General features: G+C 58.0%; 18 protein-coding genes and 1 pseudogene. 7 read left to right on the forward strand and 12 right to left on the reverse strand.

All coding sequences use genetic code 11. The features are described from left to right. Nucleotides 1-13 precede the first annotated feature (13 nt). Genes PQU89_RS07430 through PQU89_RS07440 form a run of 3 tightly spaced genes read right to left on the reverse strand, consistent with a single transcriptional unit; the run spans nt 14 to nt 2,539 of the window. The gene (locus PQU89_RS07430) at nt 14-691 is read right to left on the reverse strand and encodes an SPOR domain-containing protein (RefSeq protein WP_272765269.1); all 678 of its coding nucleotides are present in this window, start codon (nt 689-691) and stop codon (nt 14-16) included. A gap of 41 nt (nt 692-732) precedes the next feature. Then, nucleotides 733-2,244, reverse strand: a complete 1,512-nt coding sequence (locus tag PQU89_RS07435; protein WP_272765270.1) for a YifB family Mg chelatase-like AAA ATPase — start codon at nt 2,242-2,244, stop codon at nt 733-735. A gap of 4 nt (nt 2,245-2,248) precedes the next feature. Then, complete coding sequence (locus PQU89_RS07440; protein ID WP_272765271.1) at nt 2,249-2,539, reverse strand: accessory factor UbiK family protein; 291 nt, start codon at nt 2,537-2,539, stop codon at nt 2,249-2,251. Between the two features lie 250 nt (nt 2,540-2,789). On the opposite strand from PQU89_RS07440, the gene glnK reads away from it, so the two are divergent. Further along, on the forward strand, nt 2,790-3,128 hold the full coding sequence (gene glnK / locus PQU89_RS07445; RefSeq protein ID WP_047966746.1) for a P-II family nitrogen regulator: 339 nt from the start codon (nt 2,790-2,792) through the stop codon (nt 3,126-3,128). Nucleotides 3,129-3,151: 23 nt separating this feature from the next. Then, the gene (locus PQU89_RS07450; protein ID WP_272765272.1) at nt 3,152-4,456 is read left to right on the forward strand and encodes an ammonium transporter; all 1,305 of its coding nucleotides are present in this window, start codon (nt 3,152-3,154) and stop codon (nt 4,454-4,456) included. Nucleotides 4,457-4,702: 246 nt separating this feature from the next. On the opposite strand, the gene PQU89_RS07455 is transcribed toward PQU89_RS07450, so the two are convergent. The 9 genes from PQU89_RS07455 to PQU89_RS07495 all read right to left on the reverse strand — a co-directional run bounded on the left by PQU89_RS07455 (nt 4,703) and on the right by PQU89_RS07495 (nt 12,963). After that, nucleotides 4,703-5,122, reverse strand: coding sequence for a ClpXP protease specificity-enhancing factor (locus PQU89_RS07455; protein ID WP_272765273.1), 420 nt, complete (start codon nt 5,120-5,122; stop codon nt 4,703-4,705). Nucleotides 5,123-5,131: 9 nt separating this feature from the next. Continuing rightward, complete coding sequence (locus PQU89_RS07460) at nt 5,132-5,734, reverse strand: glutathione S-transferase N-terminal domain-containing protein (RefSeq protein ID WP_272765274.1); 603 nt, start codon at nt 5,732-5,734, stop codon at nt 5,132-5,134. Nucleotides 5,735-5,887: 153 nt separating this feature from the next. After that, entirely contained in the window at nt 5,888-6,649 is a 762-nt protein-coding gene (locus PQU89_RS07465; protein WP_272765275.1) for a cytochrome c1, read from the reverse strand. A gap of 13 nt (nt 6,650-6,662) precedes the next feature. Continuing rightward, on the reverse strand, nt 6,663-8,000 hold the full coding sequence (locus PQU89_RS07470; RefSeq protein ID WP_272765276.1) for a cytochrome b: 1,338 nt from the start codon (nt 7,998-8,000) through the stop codon (nt 6,663-6,665). A 15-nt stretch (nt 8,001-8,015) separates the two neighbouring features. Next, nucleotides 8,016-8,600: a ubiquinol-cytochrome c reductase iron-sulfur subunit gene (gene petA, locus PQU89_RS07475; protein ID WP_272758065.1), complete on the reverse strand. Its 585-nt coding sequence runs from the start codon at nt 8,598-8,600 to the stop codon at nt 8,016-8,018. 124 nt (nt 8,601-8,724) lie between these two features. Next, on the reverse strand, nt 8,725-9,468 hold the full coding sequence (locus tag PQU89_RS07480; protein ID WP_272765277.1) for a Nif3-like dinuclear metal center hexameric protein: 744 nt from the start codon (nt 9,466-9,468) through the stop codon (nt 8,725-8,727). 136 nt (nt 9,469-9,604) lie between these two features. Next, nucleotides 9,605-11,248 (reverse strand): chaperonin GroEL, encoded by a 1,644-nt coding sequence (gene groL, locus PQU89_RS07485; protein ID WP_272758063.1) that lies wholly within the window; start codon nt 11,246-11,248, stop codon nt 9,605-9,607. A gap of 47 nt (nt 11,249-11,295) precedes the next feature. Then, nucleotides 11,296-11,583: a co-chaperone GroES gene (groES, locus tag PQU89_RS07490; RefSeq protein ID WP_047966754.1), complete on the reverse strand. Its 288-nt coding sequence runs from the start codon at nt 11,581-11,583 to the stop codon at nt 11,296-11,298. Nucleotides 11,584-11,829: 246 nt separating this feature from the next. Then, on the reverse strand, nt 11,830-12,963 hold the full coding sequence (locus PQU89_RS07495) for an MraY family glycosyltransferase (protein ID WP_272765278.1): 1,134 nt from the start codon (nt 12,961-12,963) through the stop codon (nt 11,830-11,832). A 422-nt stretch (nt 12,964-13,385) separates the two neighbouring features. Here PQU89_RS07495 and PQU89_RS07500 point away from each other — a divergent pair. The 5 genes and pseudogenes from PQU89_RS07500 to PQU89_RS07520 form a co-directional block, all read left to right on the forward strand. Then, nucleotides 13,386-13,715: pseudogene (locus PQU89_RS07500) on the forward strand (transposase); the annotation flags it as partial. A gap of 509 nt (nt 13,716-14,224) precedes the next feature. Next, complete coding sequence (locus PQU89_RS07505) at nt 14,225-15,286, forward strand: Gfo/Idh/MocA family protein (protein ID WP_272765279.1); 1,062 nt, start codon at nt 14,225-14,227, stop codon at nt 15,284-15,286. Continuing rightward, complete coding sequence (locus tag PQU89_RS07510; protein WP_272765280.1) at nt 15,283-15,750, forward strand: acyltransferase; 468 nt, start codon at nt 15,283-15,285, stop codon at nt 15,748-15,750. The genes PQU89_RS07505 and PQU89_RS07510 overlap by 4 nt, the downstream gene beginning before the upstream one ends. Before the next feature lie 12 nt (nt 15,751-15,762). Then, on the forward strand, nt 15,763-16,878 hold the full coding sequence (locus PQU89_RS07515) for a DegT/DnrJ/EryC1/StrS family aminotransferase (RefSeq protein ID WP_272765281.1): 1,116 nt from the start codon (nt 15,763-15,765) through the stop codon (nt 16,876-16,878). After that, nucleotides 16,875-17,864: an NAD-dependent 4,6-dehydratase LegB gene (locus tag PQU89_RS07520; RefSeq protein WP_272765282.1), complete on the forward strand. Its 990-nt coding sequence runs from the start codon at nt 16,875-16,877 to the stop codon at nt 17,862-17,864. Before PQU89_RS07515 ends, PQU89_RS07520 begins: the two co-directional genes overlap by 4 nt. Nucleotides 17,865-17,867 lie beyond the last annotated feature (3 nt).

Genomic DNA, 17,867 nt, shown 5'->3' on the forward strand with positions numbered 1-17,867 from the left:
GAAATCCACTAGATTATTGTTTGGCTGACAACTTCACCACCACGACATCAATACCGTCCTGCCGCAGGCGCTGACGCAAGGCGTCGACATCGGCAGCACGTTCGAACGGGCCGATCCGCACCCGGTGAATCAGGCCTTTTTCCGGCACATTGCTGGACAGGATGTTGGCCTCCACCCCCATCAACGCCAGCTTGGCCTTCATATTGTCGGCATCGCTTTCGTTATTGAACGCACCGGCCTGCAGATAGAGCTTGGCCGGTGTTGCTGTCGGACGCTCGGCCTTGGCATCAGTTCCCTGTGCCGGATCGACCGGCACCGCTTCCAGCTGTCCCGGCAGGATCTTGTAAAAATCAAAGCGTTGCTCGTCGTCCTGCGGTGCCACGGCGGCACTTTGCGATGCCGCCGCTTTCGGGGTCGCCACAACCGGAGCCGGCTCGGCGGTATTCAGTTTCGCCCCCGGCGCCAGCACCTCGGCAGCCGGTGCCGATGCGGGGGAATGCGTGGCCTGCAAGCGCTCCAGATTGCTGTACGGCACGCTGGCCTTGTTCATGTAAAACGCCACGCCGATCGCCACGCCGACGCCGACGATCAGGCCAACCAGCACGCCGGCCATCATGCCGCCACCACCCTTGCTGTTGCCGGACGGTTTGCGGGAAGAACTACGCACCTGCTTCAAATCTCGATTACTCATGAAACTCACTAAATGGAGGGTATTGCCAACAACACGGGGATTCAACGACTGCCAAAGCTGGCCAACCCTCGCCTGAATTGTACTGCCTGCAACAGATGCGACCGTAGCGGATAGGCGTGCCCGCCAAGATCCGCCAGCGTGCGCGCAATTCGCAGCACCCGGAAATAGGCACGCGCCGACAAGTCCAGCTTGTCCAGCATCTGGTTTAGTAATGCGCTTTCCGCCGCCGGCAACGGGCAGACCTCGGCCAGTTCTGCCGAATTCAACTCGGCATTGATCTTGCCCTGCCGTTGCAGCTGCCGCCCGCGCGCCGTGCCCACCCGCTCGCGTACCGCCTGGCTGCCCTCACCGCTGGGCAAGGCCTGCAGCTCGTCAAGCGACAAACCACCGACCTCCACCATCAGGTCAAAGCGGTCCAGCAGCGGACCCGATATTTTAGCGCGATATCGGCTGACCTGCTCGGGCGTACAGCGACACGGTTTGCGCGGATGCCCCAGATAGCCGCACGGGCAGGGATTCATTGCCGCCAGCAACTGGAAACGCGCGGGATAGGTTACCTGCCGCGCGGCTCTGGAGATATGGATCTCGCCGCTCTCCAACGGTTCCCGTAGCACTTCCAATACTTTGCGATCGTATTCCGGCAGCTCATCCAGAAACAGTACGCCGCGATGCGCAAGGCTGATCTCGCCGGGACGCGGCTCGGAACCGCCGCCAACCAGTGCCACCGCGGAAGCGGTGTGGTGCGGCGAGCGGTAGGGACGGATCCGCCAGCGGGACAGGGCAAAGCCCTGGCTGCCCAGCGACTGCACCGCTGCGCTCTCCAGCGCCTCGTCCAGCGTCATCGGCGGCAGGATGCCGGGCAGGCGTGCGGCCAACATTGACTTGCCGGTGCCCGGTGGCCCCTGCATCAGCAGGCTGTGGCCACCGGCGGCGGCCAGCTCCAGCGCCAGCTTGGCGGCGCCCTGGCCACGAACTTCGGACAGATCGGGATAAGCTTGTTCCGCTGGCGGCATCAGCGTTGCCGACACCTCCGGCAAACGGGCGATGCCGGCCAGATGCGCGCACACCTCGGCCAGCGTATCGGCGGCAAAGATGCTGACGCCGTGTACCAGCGCTGCCTCGTTGGCACTGGCACGCGGCAGGATGAAGGCGCGGCCGCTGTCGCGCGCGGCATTGACCATCGCCAATGCGCCGCGCACCGGACGCAACTCGCCACCCAACCCCAGCTCGCCCGCCAGTTCATAACCGGACAGCTGTTCTGCCGGCAATTGCCCGGCAGCGGCCAGCAAGGCGATCGCCAGCGGCAAATCGAAACGCCCGGACTCCTTCGGCAGATCGTCCGGCGCCAGATTGACGGTAATGCGCCGTGCCGGGAAATCAAAGCCAGACTGTAGCAGTGCGGCACGCACCCGCTCACGGCTTTCCTTGACCTCGGTATCCGGCAGGCCGACCAGCGTGAACGACGGTAAGCCGTTTGACAGGTGCACCTCGACGCTGACTTGCGGCGCACACAAGCCGGACAGGGCACGACTGAAGCAAACGGCCAGCGTCATGGGGTTATTGTGCTTCGATGTCTGCCGCGGGGGCGTCAGCCGCAGGAGCGCCGGTCTCAACCACGGCAGCGGCTTCCAGCGCCTGCAGGCGCGCTTCCAGCTGTGTCAGCTGCTCGCGGGTGCGGGCCAGCACTTCCTGCTGCACGTCAAACTCCTCGCGCGTCACCAGATCCATGCGCGCGAAGGTGGCGCCCATCATCGCCTTGATGTTTTTCTCGATGTCCTTGGCAGGACTGGCGGCGATGGTCTCGCTGATCTTGTTGCTGATTTCATCGAATAGTTTCTGGCTAAGCATGGCAGCTCCTTGACTTTGTCATGGTGGATTGAATTTGAGTTTAGCAAAAAGCGTTCACCACTGCAGAAACACGCACGCACCACACTGAGGCATGTGGCGGCCGGATTGCAGTGCATGGCACGAAAAATGATGCACCAAAAAGGAAATCACAAACTATGCTGCTGATAAATAAAGGAAATACATTGCTGGCACAGTTCATGCATTGGCCGAATCGTCTTTTTACGCACAACCTCGCATCAAGGAGTCAAACATGAAACTGGTCAGCGCAATTATCAAGCCGTTCAAGCTTGACGAAGTCCGGGAGGCGCTTTCTGCCATCGGTGTTCAAGGCATTACCGTGACCGAAGTCAAAGGCTTCGGTCGCCAGAAGGGGCATACCGAGCTGTATCGTGGCGCGGAATATGTGGTCGACTTCCTGCCCAAGGTCAAACTGGAAATTGCCATCGCCAACGAATTGCTGGATCAGGTGGTCGAGGCCATCGAGAGCGCCGCCCGCACCGGCAAGATCGGTGACGGCAAGATTTTCGTGATGGATCTGGAGCAAGTCGTTCGTATCCGCACCGGCGAAACCGGCGCCGATGCTGTCTGAAGCTTGATGCAAGGGGAAACATAATGAAGAAACTGTCCATCAGCGCCTCGGCGCTACTGTCGGCACTATTCGCGGCACCCAGCTTTGCCAACCTGCCGCAGCTGGTCGCCACCAGCACCATCAGCAGCGGCGACACCGCCTGGATGCTGACCTCCACCGCGCTGGTGCTGTTCATGACCATTCCCGGCCTGGCCCTGTTCTACGCCGGCATGGTGCGCAAGAAAAACGTACTGTCCACGCTGATGCAAAGTTTTGCCATCTGCGCCATGATCACCGTGCTGTGGGCGGTAATCGGTTACAGCCTGGCGTTCATGCCGGGCAACCCGTACATCGGCGGCTTTGACCGCATCTTCCTCGACGGCATGCTCTACCTGAAGGACGAAGCCAAGCTGACGGTACACCCACTGGCGGCCTCCATTCCGGAAGGCGTGTTCATGATGTTCCAGATGACATTTGCCATCATCACCCCGGCGCTGATCGCCGGTGCCTTCGCCGAACGCATGAAGTTTTCGTCGATGATGGTGTTCATGGCACTGTGGTCGCTGGTCGTGTACGTCCCGGTCGCACACTGGGTGTGGGCACCGGGCGGCTGGATGTTTGACCATGGAGTACTCGACTTCGCCGGCGGCACCGTCGTGCACATCAACGCCGGTATTGCCGGTCTGGTGGCGGCACTGGTCCTGGGCAAGCGGGTCGGTTACGGCCGCGAAGCGATGGCGCCGCACAACCTGGTGCTGACCATGGTCGGCGCCTCGATGCTGTGGGTAGGCTGGTTCGGTTTCAACGCCGGCTCGGCGGTCGCGGCTGACGGTCGTGCCGCGATGGCGATGGTCGCTACCCAGGTTGCCACCGGCATGGCGGCACTGGCCTGGATGGCGGCGGAATGGATCGCCAAGGGCAAGCCGTCGGTACTGGGCATCGTCTCCGGTGCCGTCGCCGGCCTGGTGGCCATCACCCCGGCCGCCGGTTTTGTCGATGCCAAAGGCGCACTGGCCATCGGCCTGATTTCCGGTCTGGTTTGCTACTGGAGCGCCACCTCGCTGAAGCACATGCTGAAGTATGACGATTCGCTGGATGCCTTCGGTGTGCACGGTGTCGGCGGCCTGATCGGCGCCATCCTCACCGGAGTGTTTGCGGTGAAGGAAATCGGCGGCGTGGAAGGCAGCGTGATGACCCAGACCGTAGGCGCGCTGGCGACCGCCGTCTACTGCGCCATCGTCACCTTCGTGCTGCTGAAGATCATCGATGCGGTGATGGGGCTGCGTGTCAGCGAAGAAGAAGAACGCGAAGGCCTGGACGTTGCGCTGCACGGCGAACGTATCGAGTAAGCCTGCCGACCACCTGCGGCCAACGTTGGCCGCAATCACAACCGCCCGCCTGTCGGGCGGTTTTTTCTTGCCGCCACGGCGGCGACACTCACCTGACGGGCACACGCAGAGACAGTACCGCTGGCAACCGCCCCTACCCTGCGCCCAAGCTCCCGGACTGCCTGCGGCCAACCTTGCCACTTGTGCCACAAAAAAAACCCGCCCAACAGCGGGCGGTTTTTTTAGTGGGAGCGGCAGTCGTGTGACTTACTTGACGATACGCAGGTGCGAACGCGACGGTTTGTCCTTGCCGCTGGCCGGTGTGTCGGTCGCGGCCGACTCCGGCTCTGCCGTCGGCTGCGGCCGCTCGCCGGTGACCGGCTCCAGCTCGAAGCCCATGCCCTCGCCGGTTTCGCGCGAGAAGATGGACAGCACATTGCCGATCGGCACCCAGATGTCACGGCTGACCCCGCCAAAACGCGCCGAGAACGACAACCAGTCATTGTCGATCTGCAGGTTCTTGGTGGCGTTGTAGCCGATGTTGAGCACGATCTCGTTGTCCTTCACGAACTCCAGCGGCACCGTGACACTGCCATCGACATGCACCACCAGGTACGGTGTCTGCTCGTTGTCGGTGCACCACTGGTGTAGTGCGCGGATCAGGTAGGGCTTGGTACTGGTCGACACGGCGGTCCCTTACTTGCGCATGGCTTTTTCAGCCGGGGTCAGCGAATCGATGAACGACTGGCGCTGGAACAGGCGCTCGGCGTACTTCAGGATCGGCGCCGCGCTCTTGCCCAGGTCGATGCCGTAGTGCTCCAGGCGCCACATCAGCGGCGCAATCGCCACGTCGATCATCGAGAACTCTTCGCCGAGCATGAACTTCTGCTTGGCGAAAATCGGGGCGATGGTCACCAGACCGTCGCGAATGCCTTCACGGGCCTTGGTGGCTTCCTTGCCACTGGCACCGCTTTCCAGCGCCTTGACGTGTACGAACAGCTCCTGCTCGAAACGGAACAGGAACAGGCGCGCGCGGGCACGCATCACCGGATCGGCCGGCATCAGCTGCGGGTGCGGGAAGCGCTCGTCGATGTACTCGTTGATGATGTTGGATTCATGCAGGATCAGGTCACGTTCGACCAGCACCGGTACTTCGTTGTACGGGTTCATCACAGCCAGGTCTTCCGGCTTGTTGTGAATATCCACGTCGATGATCTCGAAGTCCATGCCTTTCTCGAACAACACGATGCGGCAGCGCTGGCTGAAAGGGCAGGTAGTACCGGAGTAGAGGGTCATCATGGCGGATTGGATTCCTTAAAGCGGGCAAGTTGATGAAATAACAGGCAATTTTAGCACTTTTGACTTGACAATTACCAGAAAAGTTTCATAAACCATTGATTGCAAACAAAAAAGGCGATGCCGCAGCATCGCCTTTTTTCTGTCAAAACCCGCTTAGTGCACGTCTTTCCAGTATTCCTTCTTCAGGAAGTAGGCCAGCGGCAACAGCAGCAAGGACAGGAACAGCAGCACCATGTAACCGATTTGCTGACGCTTGACCTGCATCGGCTCGGCCATGTACACCATGAAGTTGGTCAGGTCAGCCATGCGCTTGTCAAACTCGGCGGTGTTGGCCTTGCCGTTTTCCAGCTTGGTCAGCGTGCCGGCCTTGATCAGCTTCAGCTGGTGCTCTTCGTGGCCTTCTGCATTCTTCACGGTTTCCAGCACCTGCTCACCCTGCCAGTTCCACAGGATGTGCGGCATGCCCACCTTGTCGAATACCAGGTTGTTCCAGCCGGTCGGACGGGTTTCGTCGCGGTAGAAACCGCGCAGATAGCCGTACAGGTAATCGGCACCACGCGAACGCGCGATCACCGACAGGTCCGGCGGTACCGCACCGAACCATACCTTGGCATCCTTCTTGTCCATCGCCACGTTCATCTGTTCGCCGATCTTGTCCGTCGCCAGCATCAGGTTGCCCTTGATCTGGTCTTCGGTCAGGCCAATTTCGGTCAGACGGTTGTAGCGCATGGCGCTGGCCGAGTGGCAGGACAGGCAGTTGTTGACGAAAATCTGCGCACCGCGCTGCAGGCTTTCGGTGTCCTGGACGTTGATCGGCGCTTTCTCCAGCGCCGGACCGGCCGCGGACGCAAATGCGCCGGCAGCAGGAACAACGAGGGCGACAGCGGCGATCAGTTGACGAATAGTCTTGTTCATAGTGCCCCCTCTATCAGATGAATTGCGCAAACAGGGTTGCGGCCACCAGCGTCACGACCACCAGAACTGCGAAGCGTACCTGACGGGCAGGCGTGCTCATGGTGACGCGAGTCGGAACCGGAGTCGAACCCACATCATTCTTGGTGTAGAACGGCATGGCCAAGAAGAATGCGAAGTACACCACAGAGAAGATCTGGGCCACGAGGGTCCGCACGTTGGTCGACGGCAGCGCACCCAGGATGCCAAGACCGATGAAGCTGATGATGAACAGTACCAGCATGGTCTTGAACTTGGAGCCGCGATAGCGGATCGACTTCACCGGCGACTTGTCCAGCCACGGCAGGAAGGCAATCAGCACCACGGCCGCACCCATCGCCAATACGCCCCATACCTGGGTACCGGCAAACGACGGTACCGCACGCAGAATGGCGTAGAACGGGGTGAAGTACCATACCGGCGCAATGTGTGCCGGGGTCTTCAGCGGGTCGGCCTGGTCGAAGTTAGGATGCTCCAGGAAGTAGCCGCCCATCTCCGGTGCGAAGAACACGATTGCGGAGAACACGATCAGGAACACCGCCACACCCAATACGTCTTTCACGGTGTAGTAAGGATGGAAAGGAATGCCGTCCAGCGGAATGCCCTTGTCGTCCTTCAGCTTCTTGATCTCGACGCCGTCCGGGTTGTTGGAGCCGACTTCGTGCAGCGCGATCAGGTGGGCCACCACCAGCGCCAGCAGGATCAGCGGTACCGCGATCACGTGCAGTGCGAAGAAGCGGTTCAGCGTTGCGTCGCCAACCACGAAGTCACCACGGATGAATACCGACAGGTCTGGGCCGATCACCGGGATCGAGGCAAACAGGTTGACGATCACCTGCGCGCCCCAGAACGACATCTGGCCCCACGGCAGCAGGTAGCCCATGAAGGCTTCCGCCATCAGGCACAGGAAGATCAGGGTACCGAACACCCACACCAGTTCGCGTGGCTGCTTGTAGGAACCGTAGATCAGGCCGCGGAACATGTGCAGGTACACCACCACGAAGAACATGGAGGCGCCGGTGGAGTGCATGTAACGGATGACCCAGCCGCCGGCCACGTCGCGCATGATGTACTCGACGGAAGCAAACGCCACCGGGATGCCGGAGCCGTTCAGCGTGCCGTCCGGCTTGTAGTTCATGGTCAGGAAAATGCCGGTCACAATCTGGATCACCAGCACCAGCATTGCCAGGCTGCCGAAGAAGTACCAGAAGTTGAAGTTTTTCGGCGCGTAGTATTCGGTAACATGCTCTTTCAGCATCGACGACAGCGGGAAGCGATCATCAATCCAGTTAAGCACTTGTTGTCCTTTGCTCATGTGTTCTCCCCTCGCTTATTTGTCGTCGCCAATCAGCAGACGGGTATCGGACATGTATTTGTGCGGCGGGACTTCCATATTCTTCGGCGCCGGCACACCGTTGTAGACACGGGCGGCCAAGTCGAACTTGGAGCCGTGGCAAGGACAGTAGAAACCACCGACCCATTTCGGACCCAGATCGGCAGGCGCGATATCCGGACGGTGGGTTGGCGAACAGCCCAGGTGCGTACAAATACCTACCGCGACCAGAATCTCCGGCTTGATGGAGCGGGTCGCGTTCTTGCAATATGCCGGTTGTTCCGGCGATTCCGATTTCGGATCCAGCAGCTCGCCTTCGATGGTCGCCAGATTCTTCAGCTGCTCCGGGGTACGGGACAGCACCCACACCGGCTTGCCGCGCCATTCGACGTTGATCTTCTGGCCCGGCTCCAGCTTGCTGATATCGACCTCGACCGGCGCACCAGCAGCCTTGGCACGCTCAGAAGGTGCAAAGCTCATCAAAAACGGCACAGCCACCCCGGCTGCCGCCACACCACCAACCGCGCTGGTGGCCACCGTCAGAAAGCGACGGCGCCCCGTGTCAACGTGTTGTTCACTCATTACAGTCATCCTCAAACGTGGAAACCGAGCTCTAAACTTAAAACCTCGTAATTCTACCTGATTACCGGATGGAACTTGAAGCGCATAGACGACAAATCACCTGATTGACGTCATGGACATCACATTAAACCGGGTTGTACAGATCGATAAACTGAACATTTAATGCATGTTGCGTAGCCAGCCACTCACCCAGTGCTTTTACACCATAACGCTCGGTCGCATGATGACCTGCCGCAAGAAATACGACACCGGTCTCTTCGGCCAGGTGCAGGTTCTGCTCGGAAACCTCACCGGAAATGAACACATCTACCCCCTGCGCGATCGCCTGTTCGAAATAGCCTTGCGCACCGCCGGTACACCACGCGATGTGGCGGGCACGGCGCTGCGCGTTGCCCAGCAGCAACGGCGTGCGCCCCAGGCGGCTGGCCAGCTGCGCGGCAAAATCCGCCGCAGTGCCCTGCCCCCAGTCTCCCTGCCATAGCAAGGGCTCTGCTGTGGTCGGCTGCGGGTTGGCAATGCCGAGCTGCCGCGCCAGCTGCGCGTTATTGCCCAGCTCGGGATGGGCGTCCAGCGGCAGATGGTAGGCCAGCAGGCTGATGCCGTGCTGCAGCAGGCTGGCGATGCGCTGGCGCTTGATGCCGACAATCGGCGCCGCCTCGTTTTTCCAGAAATAGCCGTGATGCACCACGATGGCATCGGCCTGTGCTGCGATGGCGGCGTCGATCAGCGCCTGCGAGGCGGTAACGCCGGTCACGATCTTCCTGACCTCGCTGCGTCCCTCCACCTGCAAACCGTTGGGGGCGTAATCCTTGAACCGGGCCGGCTCCAGTTTGGCGTCGAGCACCGCCAGCAATTCCGTCAATTGCATGATCATCTCCTTGAATTGCCGCCATTGTGCCAGAGCAGCGCCGGAAAACAATGCGGCCAACCTTGCCACAAGGTTGGCCGCAATAAAAAACCCCACGCCGTAGCGCGGGGTTTCCAGGTCGCGGGAGCGAGGCTGCTTACATCATGCCGCCCATGCCGCCCATACCACCCATGCCGCTCATGTCCGGCATTGCTGGCTTGTCTTCCGGCAGCTCGGCAACCATGCAGTCGGTAGTCAGCATCAGACCAGCAATGGACGCCGCATTCTGCAGTGCAGTGCGGGTCACCTTGGCTGGGTCCAGTACGCCCATTTCCAGCATGTCGCCGTATTCGCCGGACGCCGCGTTGTAACCGAAGTTGCCCTTGCCTTCCAGCACCTTGTTCACCACCACCGATGGCTCGTCACCGGCGTTCTGAACGATCTGGCGCAGCGGGGCTTCGATCGCCTTCAGCACGATCTTCACACCGGCAGCCTGATCGGCATTGGAGGTAGCCAGGCTAGTCAGGGTCGAGCGGGCGCGCAGCAGGGCAACGCCACCGCCAGGCACCACGCCTTCTTCAACGGCAGCACGGGTTGCGTGCAGCGCGTCTTCGACACGGGCCTTCTTCTCTTTCATTTCCACTTCAGTGGCAGCACCAACCTTGATCACGGCCACACCGCCGGCCAGCTTGGCCACGCGCTCTTGCAGCTTTTCACGGTCGTAGTCGGAAGTCGCAGCTTCGATCTGCTGACGGATTTCGGCAACGCGAGCCTGAATCTGTGCGTGATCACCCGCACCGTCGATGATGGTGGAGTTTTCCTTACCCACTTCAACGCGCTTGGCTTGACCCAGCATTTCCAGGGTCACTTTTTCCAGGGTCAGACCCACTTCTTCAGCGATCACGGTACCGCCGGTCAGGGTGGCGATGTCCTGCAGCATGGCCTTGCGACGGTCGCCGAAGCCTGGCGCCTTCACGGCAACCACTTTCAGGATGCCGCGGATGGTGTTCACCACCAGGGTGGCCAGCGCTTCGCCTTCCACATCTTCGGCAACGATCAGCAGCGGACGGCCGGACTTGGCCACCTGCTCCAGTACCGGCAGCAGGTCGCGGATGTTGGAGATTTTCTTGTCGAACAGCAGGATGAACGGATTATCCAGTGCGGCAATCTGTTTTTCCTGGTTGTTGATGAAGTACGGGGACAGGTAGCCGCGATCGAACTGCATGCCTTCTACCACGTCCAGCTCGTTGTTCAGCGATTTGCCGTCTTCAACGGTGATCACGCCTTCCTTGCCGACTTTTTCCATCGCGGTGGCGATGATGTCGCCGATATCGCTATCGGAGTTGGCAGAGATGGAACCAACCTGGGCGATTTCCTTGGTGGTTGCGCATGGCTTGGCGATCTTGGCGATCTCGCCGACCAGGGCAATCACGGCCTTGTCGATACCGCGCTTCAGGTCCATCGGGTTCATGCCGGCAGTCACAAACTTCATGCCTTCGTGCACGATGGCCTGTGCCAGTACGGTAGCGGTGGTGGTGCCGTCACCGGCCACATCGGAAGTCTTGGAAGCGACTTCTTTCACCATCTGCGCGCCCATGTTCTCGAACTTGTCCTTCAGTTCGATTTCCTTGGCAACTGATACACCGTCCTTGGTGATGGTAGGCGCACCGAAGGAGCGATCCAGGACCACGTTGCGGCCTTTCGGGCCGAGGGTCACTTTTACGGCATCAGCCAGCACATTGACACCCACCACCATCTTGGCGCGGGCGGAATCACCAAAGCGTACGTCTTTTGCAGCCATGTTCTTCAATCTCCAGAATTCAGTTCAATAAACGGTAGCGGGTCGGATTACTCGACGATGCCCATTACGTCTTCTTCGCGCATGACCAGCAGCTCGTCGCCGTCAACCTTGACGGTCTGGCCGGAGTACTTGCCGAAAATAACCTTGTCGCCGACCTTCAGTTCCAGTGCGCGACGCTCGCCGTTTTCCAGAATCTTGCCGTTACCAACCGCAACGACTTGGCCCATGTCCGGCTTTTCAGCAGCGGCGCCAGGCAGAACGATACCGGAGGCTGTCTTCTCTTCAGCCTCAAGGCGCTTGATAACAACACGATCGTGTAAAGGACGAATTGCCATTGATCTCTCCTAATAGCAGTGGCTGTTGAAAGATGAATACCTATCAAAGCAGCAGATTGACCGAGTGACTGGCACTCGGCGCTTGCGAGTGCTAATGGTAGGGACGGGGCAAGGGGTTTTCAAGGGCAACGGCGGAGGAATTTTTATCAATCAACCTCACCAAGCCGATAGCGTTCACTACGAATACTGACAAGGGAAAAGCCCTGCCGATTGGAAAGCCGGCAGGGCACAAGGCAAACAGAAGAATCAGCGGGAACTAGTGACAAGCTTGGGACGCACATCACCCTCGGCACGACGCAGCACCAGCCAGCGCGGCGCGCGAAACTGCACAATCCGGCGATAAAGCCAAACGTACAGCAAGATGAACAAGGCACAACATAGCTGCAGAACCCATTCGTATTGCCAGAACAAGGTCGCCGGCATGACCGAGAACAGAGCCACACCCCACAGATAAGGGGCGGTGAGGCTGTTACGGCGCAGCAGATGCTTGGCCTCGCGCTTACCCACCATCCACCGCACCAAGCGCTTGTAGACCATCTGATGAAAGTGCATGCTGTCGGGCAAACCTGCTGCGGCCTGACGTTTTTTGCGACGATAAATAGAAAACACCGTCTCAAACACAGGATAAATCATCAGCAGCATGGGAAACCATGGCGACACCACCCCAGGATGGCGCACTACCAGCAACACCGACACCTCCGCCAGCAGAAAGCCCACTAGATAGGCCCCAGCATCACCGGCAAAGATCATGCCTCGAGGGAAGTTCCACACCAGGAAACCCAGAATGGCCCCCAGCAAGGAGAGCGAAATGGCAAGCAGTGCCATATCACCCACGGTAGACGACACATAAGCCAAGGCGGCGGCAATCGCCATGGCCACCCCACCCATCAGCCCGTTGTAGCCATCAATGATGTTGACTGCGTGGCACACCCCCCCCACAGCAAACACCGTCAGCAACAGAGCCAACCACGGTAACGCCGTCATGGCATCGTCCACACCTGGAATGCCTAACGACGGCAAGGCCGCACCCAACAGCCATATCGCCATGGCTGCAGAACCAAAAGCAAACAACAGGCGATATAGCGGACGCACCCGCTTGGTCAAATCCTCGGTCAAACCAGCCAAAAATACCGGCAAACTGGCCAGTAGCAGAGAGGCAAACTCTGGCAAGCCCGCATACCAAGTGCCAGAAGCCGTCAACATCATGCTGACCATGATGGGCACCCCTCCCACGCGCGGGGTAGGTGTCGCGTGGAATTTCTGCGGACCGGACAAGTCCCCATCCATCGACAAGTGGGCATGCAGATGGGCACTGCGAATGATGGCGATAGTCATCAACATAGCGGCTAGGAGCGCCCCAAAAAATAGGCCGATGAACACGTCCAACTCCTCAAAAAGAAACACCAACAATTGTCTTAATCAAGCTTTAAAATCGCAACCCGACAACGCCGCCGACACCCAGCGCAGCCTATCGCCACGCGGCTGCAGACTGAATTCGTGGCAACGGACAAAGCCAAGATACGTAGATACGTAAATCGCGAAGCAGATAGCGGCAACCAAAAAAGAATTTTAGCTCAGAAGTACTCCACAATCCAGACAATATATGCCAGAATACTAGCACCACAACAATTAATAATGATTAAATATTTACAACAGAGAAAGTTAAATAATTAGCTGCCAACACCATGCAGAAGATCGCTCCCAGCCAATATACACAGGTTTCCACCTCCCCGACGTCAGGATAGTTGTCGTGCCTTCTGATCCAGTGAGTTGATGGTCCGGGGGCGGGGAAAAAGAAAGGAATGGCTAGTTACTCATCCGAGCGCAAGGTCGCGTTGCTGAAGAAGCTGTTGCCGCCGCTCAACCTGTCGGTGGCGGAACGGGTCCGGCTGGAGGAAATCTCGGAACAGACTCTGTACAATTGGCGCAAGCAAGCTAAAGCAAAAGGGGCCGCTATGTCAGGAAACAAGAGCTTACCAGATAACTGGCCAGCCGAAGCCAAGTTCGCCGTTGTGGTCGAGATCGCGACGCTGTCCGAGATCGAACTGAGCGAATACTGCCGCAGCAAGGGGTTGCATCCGGAACAAGTCAAAGCCTGGCGGCAAGCGTGCATTGCCGGCCAGCAGTCGAGTTGTGAATGCCGTCCGGAGCGCTGGTCACGCGACACGCGCAACTGGGCTCCCCAAGGTACCGTGGCGCTGAATCCGGAACGGGAGGAAATGCCGCTACGGCTTGCGGCCTAAAAACGGTTTACGCGACAACTACGTTGACAAACACCGTAAGACGAGCACCGCCAATATTTAACTTAGCCATGCGAGTGGTGCGCCTCAGCGAACTCGATGCCTCAACAGGCCCCCATGGTTTGGATGGAACTATAGACACCCCCTTACCGCCTTATCATAAAATTAGGGAAAGAAAACTGCAAACCGTCCACCATTCAAGAAATCACAAAGCAAACAAAAGGAATTTATATATAAAATATTTGCCTCACCCTCACAATTAAAAAACCAGCTTCAACGACAGAAATTTACCTAGCATTTTAAGAAAAACAAAAAAATTACACCAAAATCAACCCAGCCTGATAAAAAACAATCGGGCCCGACAATAAATTTCTTACTTATTGGATAAGGCGAGTACTCTCATGGTGAAATTTGCACTGATTGGATGTGGAAGAATTGCCAAAAGACATGCAGAACTTCTTGGACTGAACCAGATTGAGGGCGCGAAACTGGCTGCTGTATGCGACCTCGAGTCATCAAAGGCCACCGCCATCGGCGAGCGCTTCTCTGTGCCACATTACACAGACATGCATGCCATGATGCAGAGCGAGAATATTGATGCCGTAGTTGTCTTGACCGAAAGTGGCAATCATGCGCGGAACGTGGTGGATCTAGCACAGTATGGCAAGCATATTATCGTTGAAAAGCCCATGGCACTGACACTAGATGATGCCGACGCCATGATCCGCGCCTGCGACAATGCTGGCGTCAAGCTGTTCGTCGTCAAGCAGAATCGCTTCAACGTCCCTGTCGTGAAACTGCGCGAAGCCCTGGAGCAAGGCCGCTTTGGCAAGCTCATCCTGGGCACAGTGCGCGTGCGTTGGTGCCGCCCTCAGGAGTACTATGACCAAGCACCCTGGCGTGGCACCTGGGCCATGGATGGAGGCGTACTCACCAATCAGGCAAGCCACCATGTAGACATGCTTGAGTGGATGCTCGGCGAAGTGGATAGCGTGTTCGCCCGCAGCACCACCGCCCTGGCAAAAATCGAAGCGGAAGACACTGCCGTGGTAACGCTCAAGTTCCGCAATGGTGCACTTGGCATTATCGAAGCCACTACCGCGGTACGCCCCAAAGATCTAGAAGGTTCCATATCCGTACTAGGGGAAGGTGGCACAGTCGAAATCGCCGGCTTCGCTGTCAACAAAATGAAGGTCTGGAACTTTGTTGACCCCATGCCGGGCGATGATGAAGTCATGGAAGCGTATTCGGTCAACCCGCCGAATGTGTATGGCTTTGGCCACCAGGCTTACTATGAGCACGTAGTTGACTGCATCAAGAACAATCGACGGCACCTGGTAGATGGACTGGAAGGACGCAAGAGTCTTGAGTTGATCAATGCCATTTATGAATCCATCGAAACCGGCAAAGAGGTTCACCTGCGCTTCCGTCCCCAGCACTGCAAACTGGGTGGCTCGTTTTGAACGCGCCTAAACTACGCGAAGCCGGAATTATTGATGTTGTGTTTGGCAAGAATGTCATGGTCGTTCAACCTGTCAATTTGTACGGCAGCACCATTGACGATGATTCTTTCATTGGTCCATTCGTTGAGATACAACGTGGCGTAACAATCGGCAAGCGCACCAAAATCCAGTCTCACAGCTTTATCTGTGAGCTGGTGGAGATTGCCGACGACTGTTTCATCGGTCATGGCGTGATGTTCATCAATGATTTATTCAGCAACGGCGGTCCCGCGCGTGGTGATAAGTCTTTATGGCTGAGCACCAAAATTGGTAAAAATGTCTCCATCGGCAGCAATGCAACTATTTTGCCAGTATCGATCTGCGACAACGTCGTTATTGGAGCTGGCGCGGTGGTAACAAAAGATATCGATACACCAGGGATTTATGCCGGCAACCCTGCCCGTCTCATCAGAAAACAGAATTGAAATTAGCAAATCATGAATATCCCATTTGTAGACTTGCATGCCCAATATACAGGCATCAAGACTGAGATTGATTTGGCCATCAGCGATGTGATCGAAAAGTCGCTCTTCGTCCGCGGCCCGTATGTAGACAAATTCGAGCAGATGTTTGCCGAGTTGATGGATCGCCGGCACTGCGTCTCCTGCGCCAACGGCACCGATTCGCTCTACATCGCCATGATTGCGCTGGGCGTCAAGCCGGGAGATGAGGTCATCGCCCCCGCGCACTCCTGGATATCCACCACGGAGACCATCACCCAGGCCGGCGCCAAGATTGTATTCTGCGACACAGAGCCAGACACTTCCACCATTGACCCGCGCGCCATTGAGGCCAAGATCACGGCGAAAACCGTCGGCATCATTCCTGTGCACCTGTACGGCCAAGCAGCCGACATGGGTCCGATCATGGAAATTGCCCGCAAGCACAAGCTCTGGGTACTGGAAGATTGCGCCCAAGCGCATCTCGCCCGCTACAAAGGCAAGCTGGTTGGCACCTTCGGTGATGCAGCTTCCTTCTCCTTCTATCCGGGTAAAAACCTTGGCGCCATGGGCGATGCCGGTGCCGTCGTCACCAATGATTCCGCGCTAGCAGAAAAGATGGCAATGTTCGCTAGGCATGGCGGCCTTCGCAAAGGCGACCACCAGATCGAGGGCATCAATAGCCGCCTGGATGGCATCCAGGCGGCCATCCTGTCGGTCAAACTGCCGCACCTTCCCGGCTGGACTGCGCAGCGCCAGAATCGTGCCCAGCGCTACAGCGACTTGCTCTCCAGCATCGCTGGTATTGAAACCCCGCACGTGGCGGACGGCCGCGATCATGTATGGCATCTCTACGTGATCAAGCATGAGCAACGGGATGAGCTTGCCCGGCATCTGGCCGCCAAAGGCATCCAGACCGTCATCAACTACCCGGTCGCCCTGCCTTTCCTGCCGGCGTATCGCCGTTTCGAACACCAGCCAGCCGACTTTCCGAATGCGTATGCCAACCAGTCACGCATTCTGTCGCTTCCCATTTATCCGGAATTGACGGATGCACAAATGGATTACGTGGTGGCAGCTATTACCGAATTTTGTGAGAAAAACGAATCATGAGCACGCACAAGAAAGTGCTGGTTACCGGAGCTGATGGCTTCATCGGCTCCCACCTCACCGAGTTGCTGGTAAAGGAAGGTTATGCTGTTCGAGCGCTTTCCCAGTACAACTCCTTCAACCACTGGGGCTGGCTGGAGGATGTCGAATGCCGCAAGGAGATCGAGGTGCTCAGCGGCGATGTGCGTGACCCGCACTACTGCAAGCACATTACCAAGGACGTCGACCTTGTCTTCCACCTGGCAGCATTGATTGCGATTCCCTATTCCTACGTAGCGCCAGATAGCTATGTCGACACCAATATCAAGGGAACGCTGAACATTTGCCAGGCGGCACTGGAGAACGGTGTCCAACGCGTCATTCACACCTCGACCAGCGAGGTGTACGGTACTGCGCAGTATGTGCCGATCGACGAAAAGCACCCGCTGCAGCCCCAGTCGCCGTATAGCGCTTCCAAGATCGGCGCAGATGCCATGGCAATGAGCTTCTTCAACGCCTTCAACCTGCCGCTGACGATTGCAAGGCCATTCAATACCTATGGCCCGCGCCAATCCGCCCGCGCAGTCATTCCCACCATCATCAGCCAGATTGCCAGCGGCAAGAAAGAGATCAAGCTTGGGGATATTACCCCGACCCGCGACTTCAACTATGTAACCGACACCTGTCGCGGCTTCCTGGCGCTGGCACGCAGCGACAAGGCAATTGGCGAGACGGTCAACATTGGTTCCAATTTTGAAATCTCCGTCGGCGATACCCTGAACCTGATCCGCGAGCTGATGCACAGCGATGTGCAATTCATCACCGATGAGCAGCGCATCCGCCCCGAGAAGTCGGAAGTATTCCGCCTGTGGTGCGACAACCGGAAAATCCACGAGCTGACTGGCTTCGAGCCTGCGTACAGCATTCGGGACGGTCTGCAAGCCACCGTGGAATGGTTTACCCGCCCCGAGAACCTGGCCAAGTACAAGGCCGATATTTACAACGTCTGAGCC

This window comes from Vogesella indigofera (assembly GCF_028548395.1).
GTDB classification, from domain to species: domain Bacteria; phylum Pseudomonadota; class Gammaproteobacteria; order Burkholderiales; family Chromobacteriaceae; genus Vogesella; species Vogesella indigofera_A.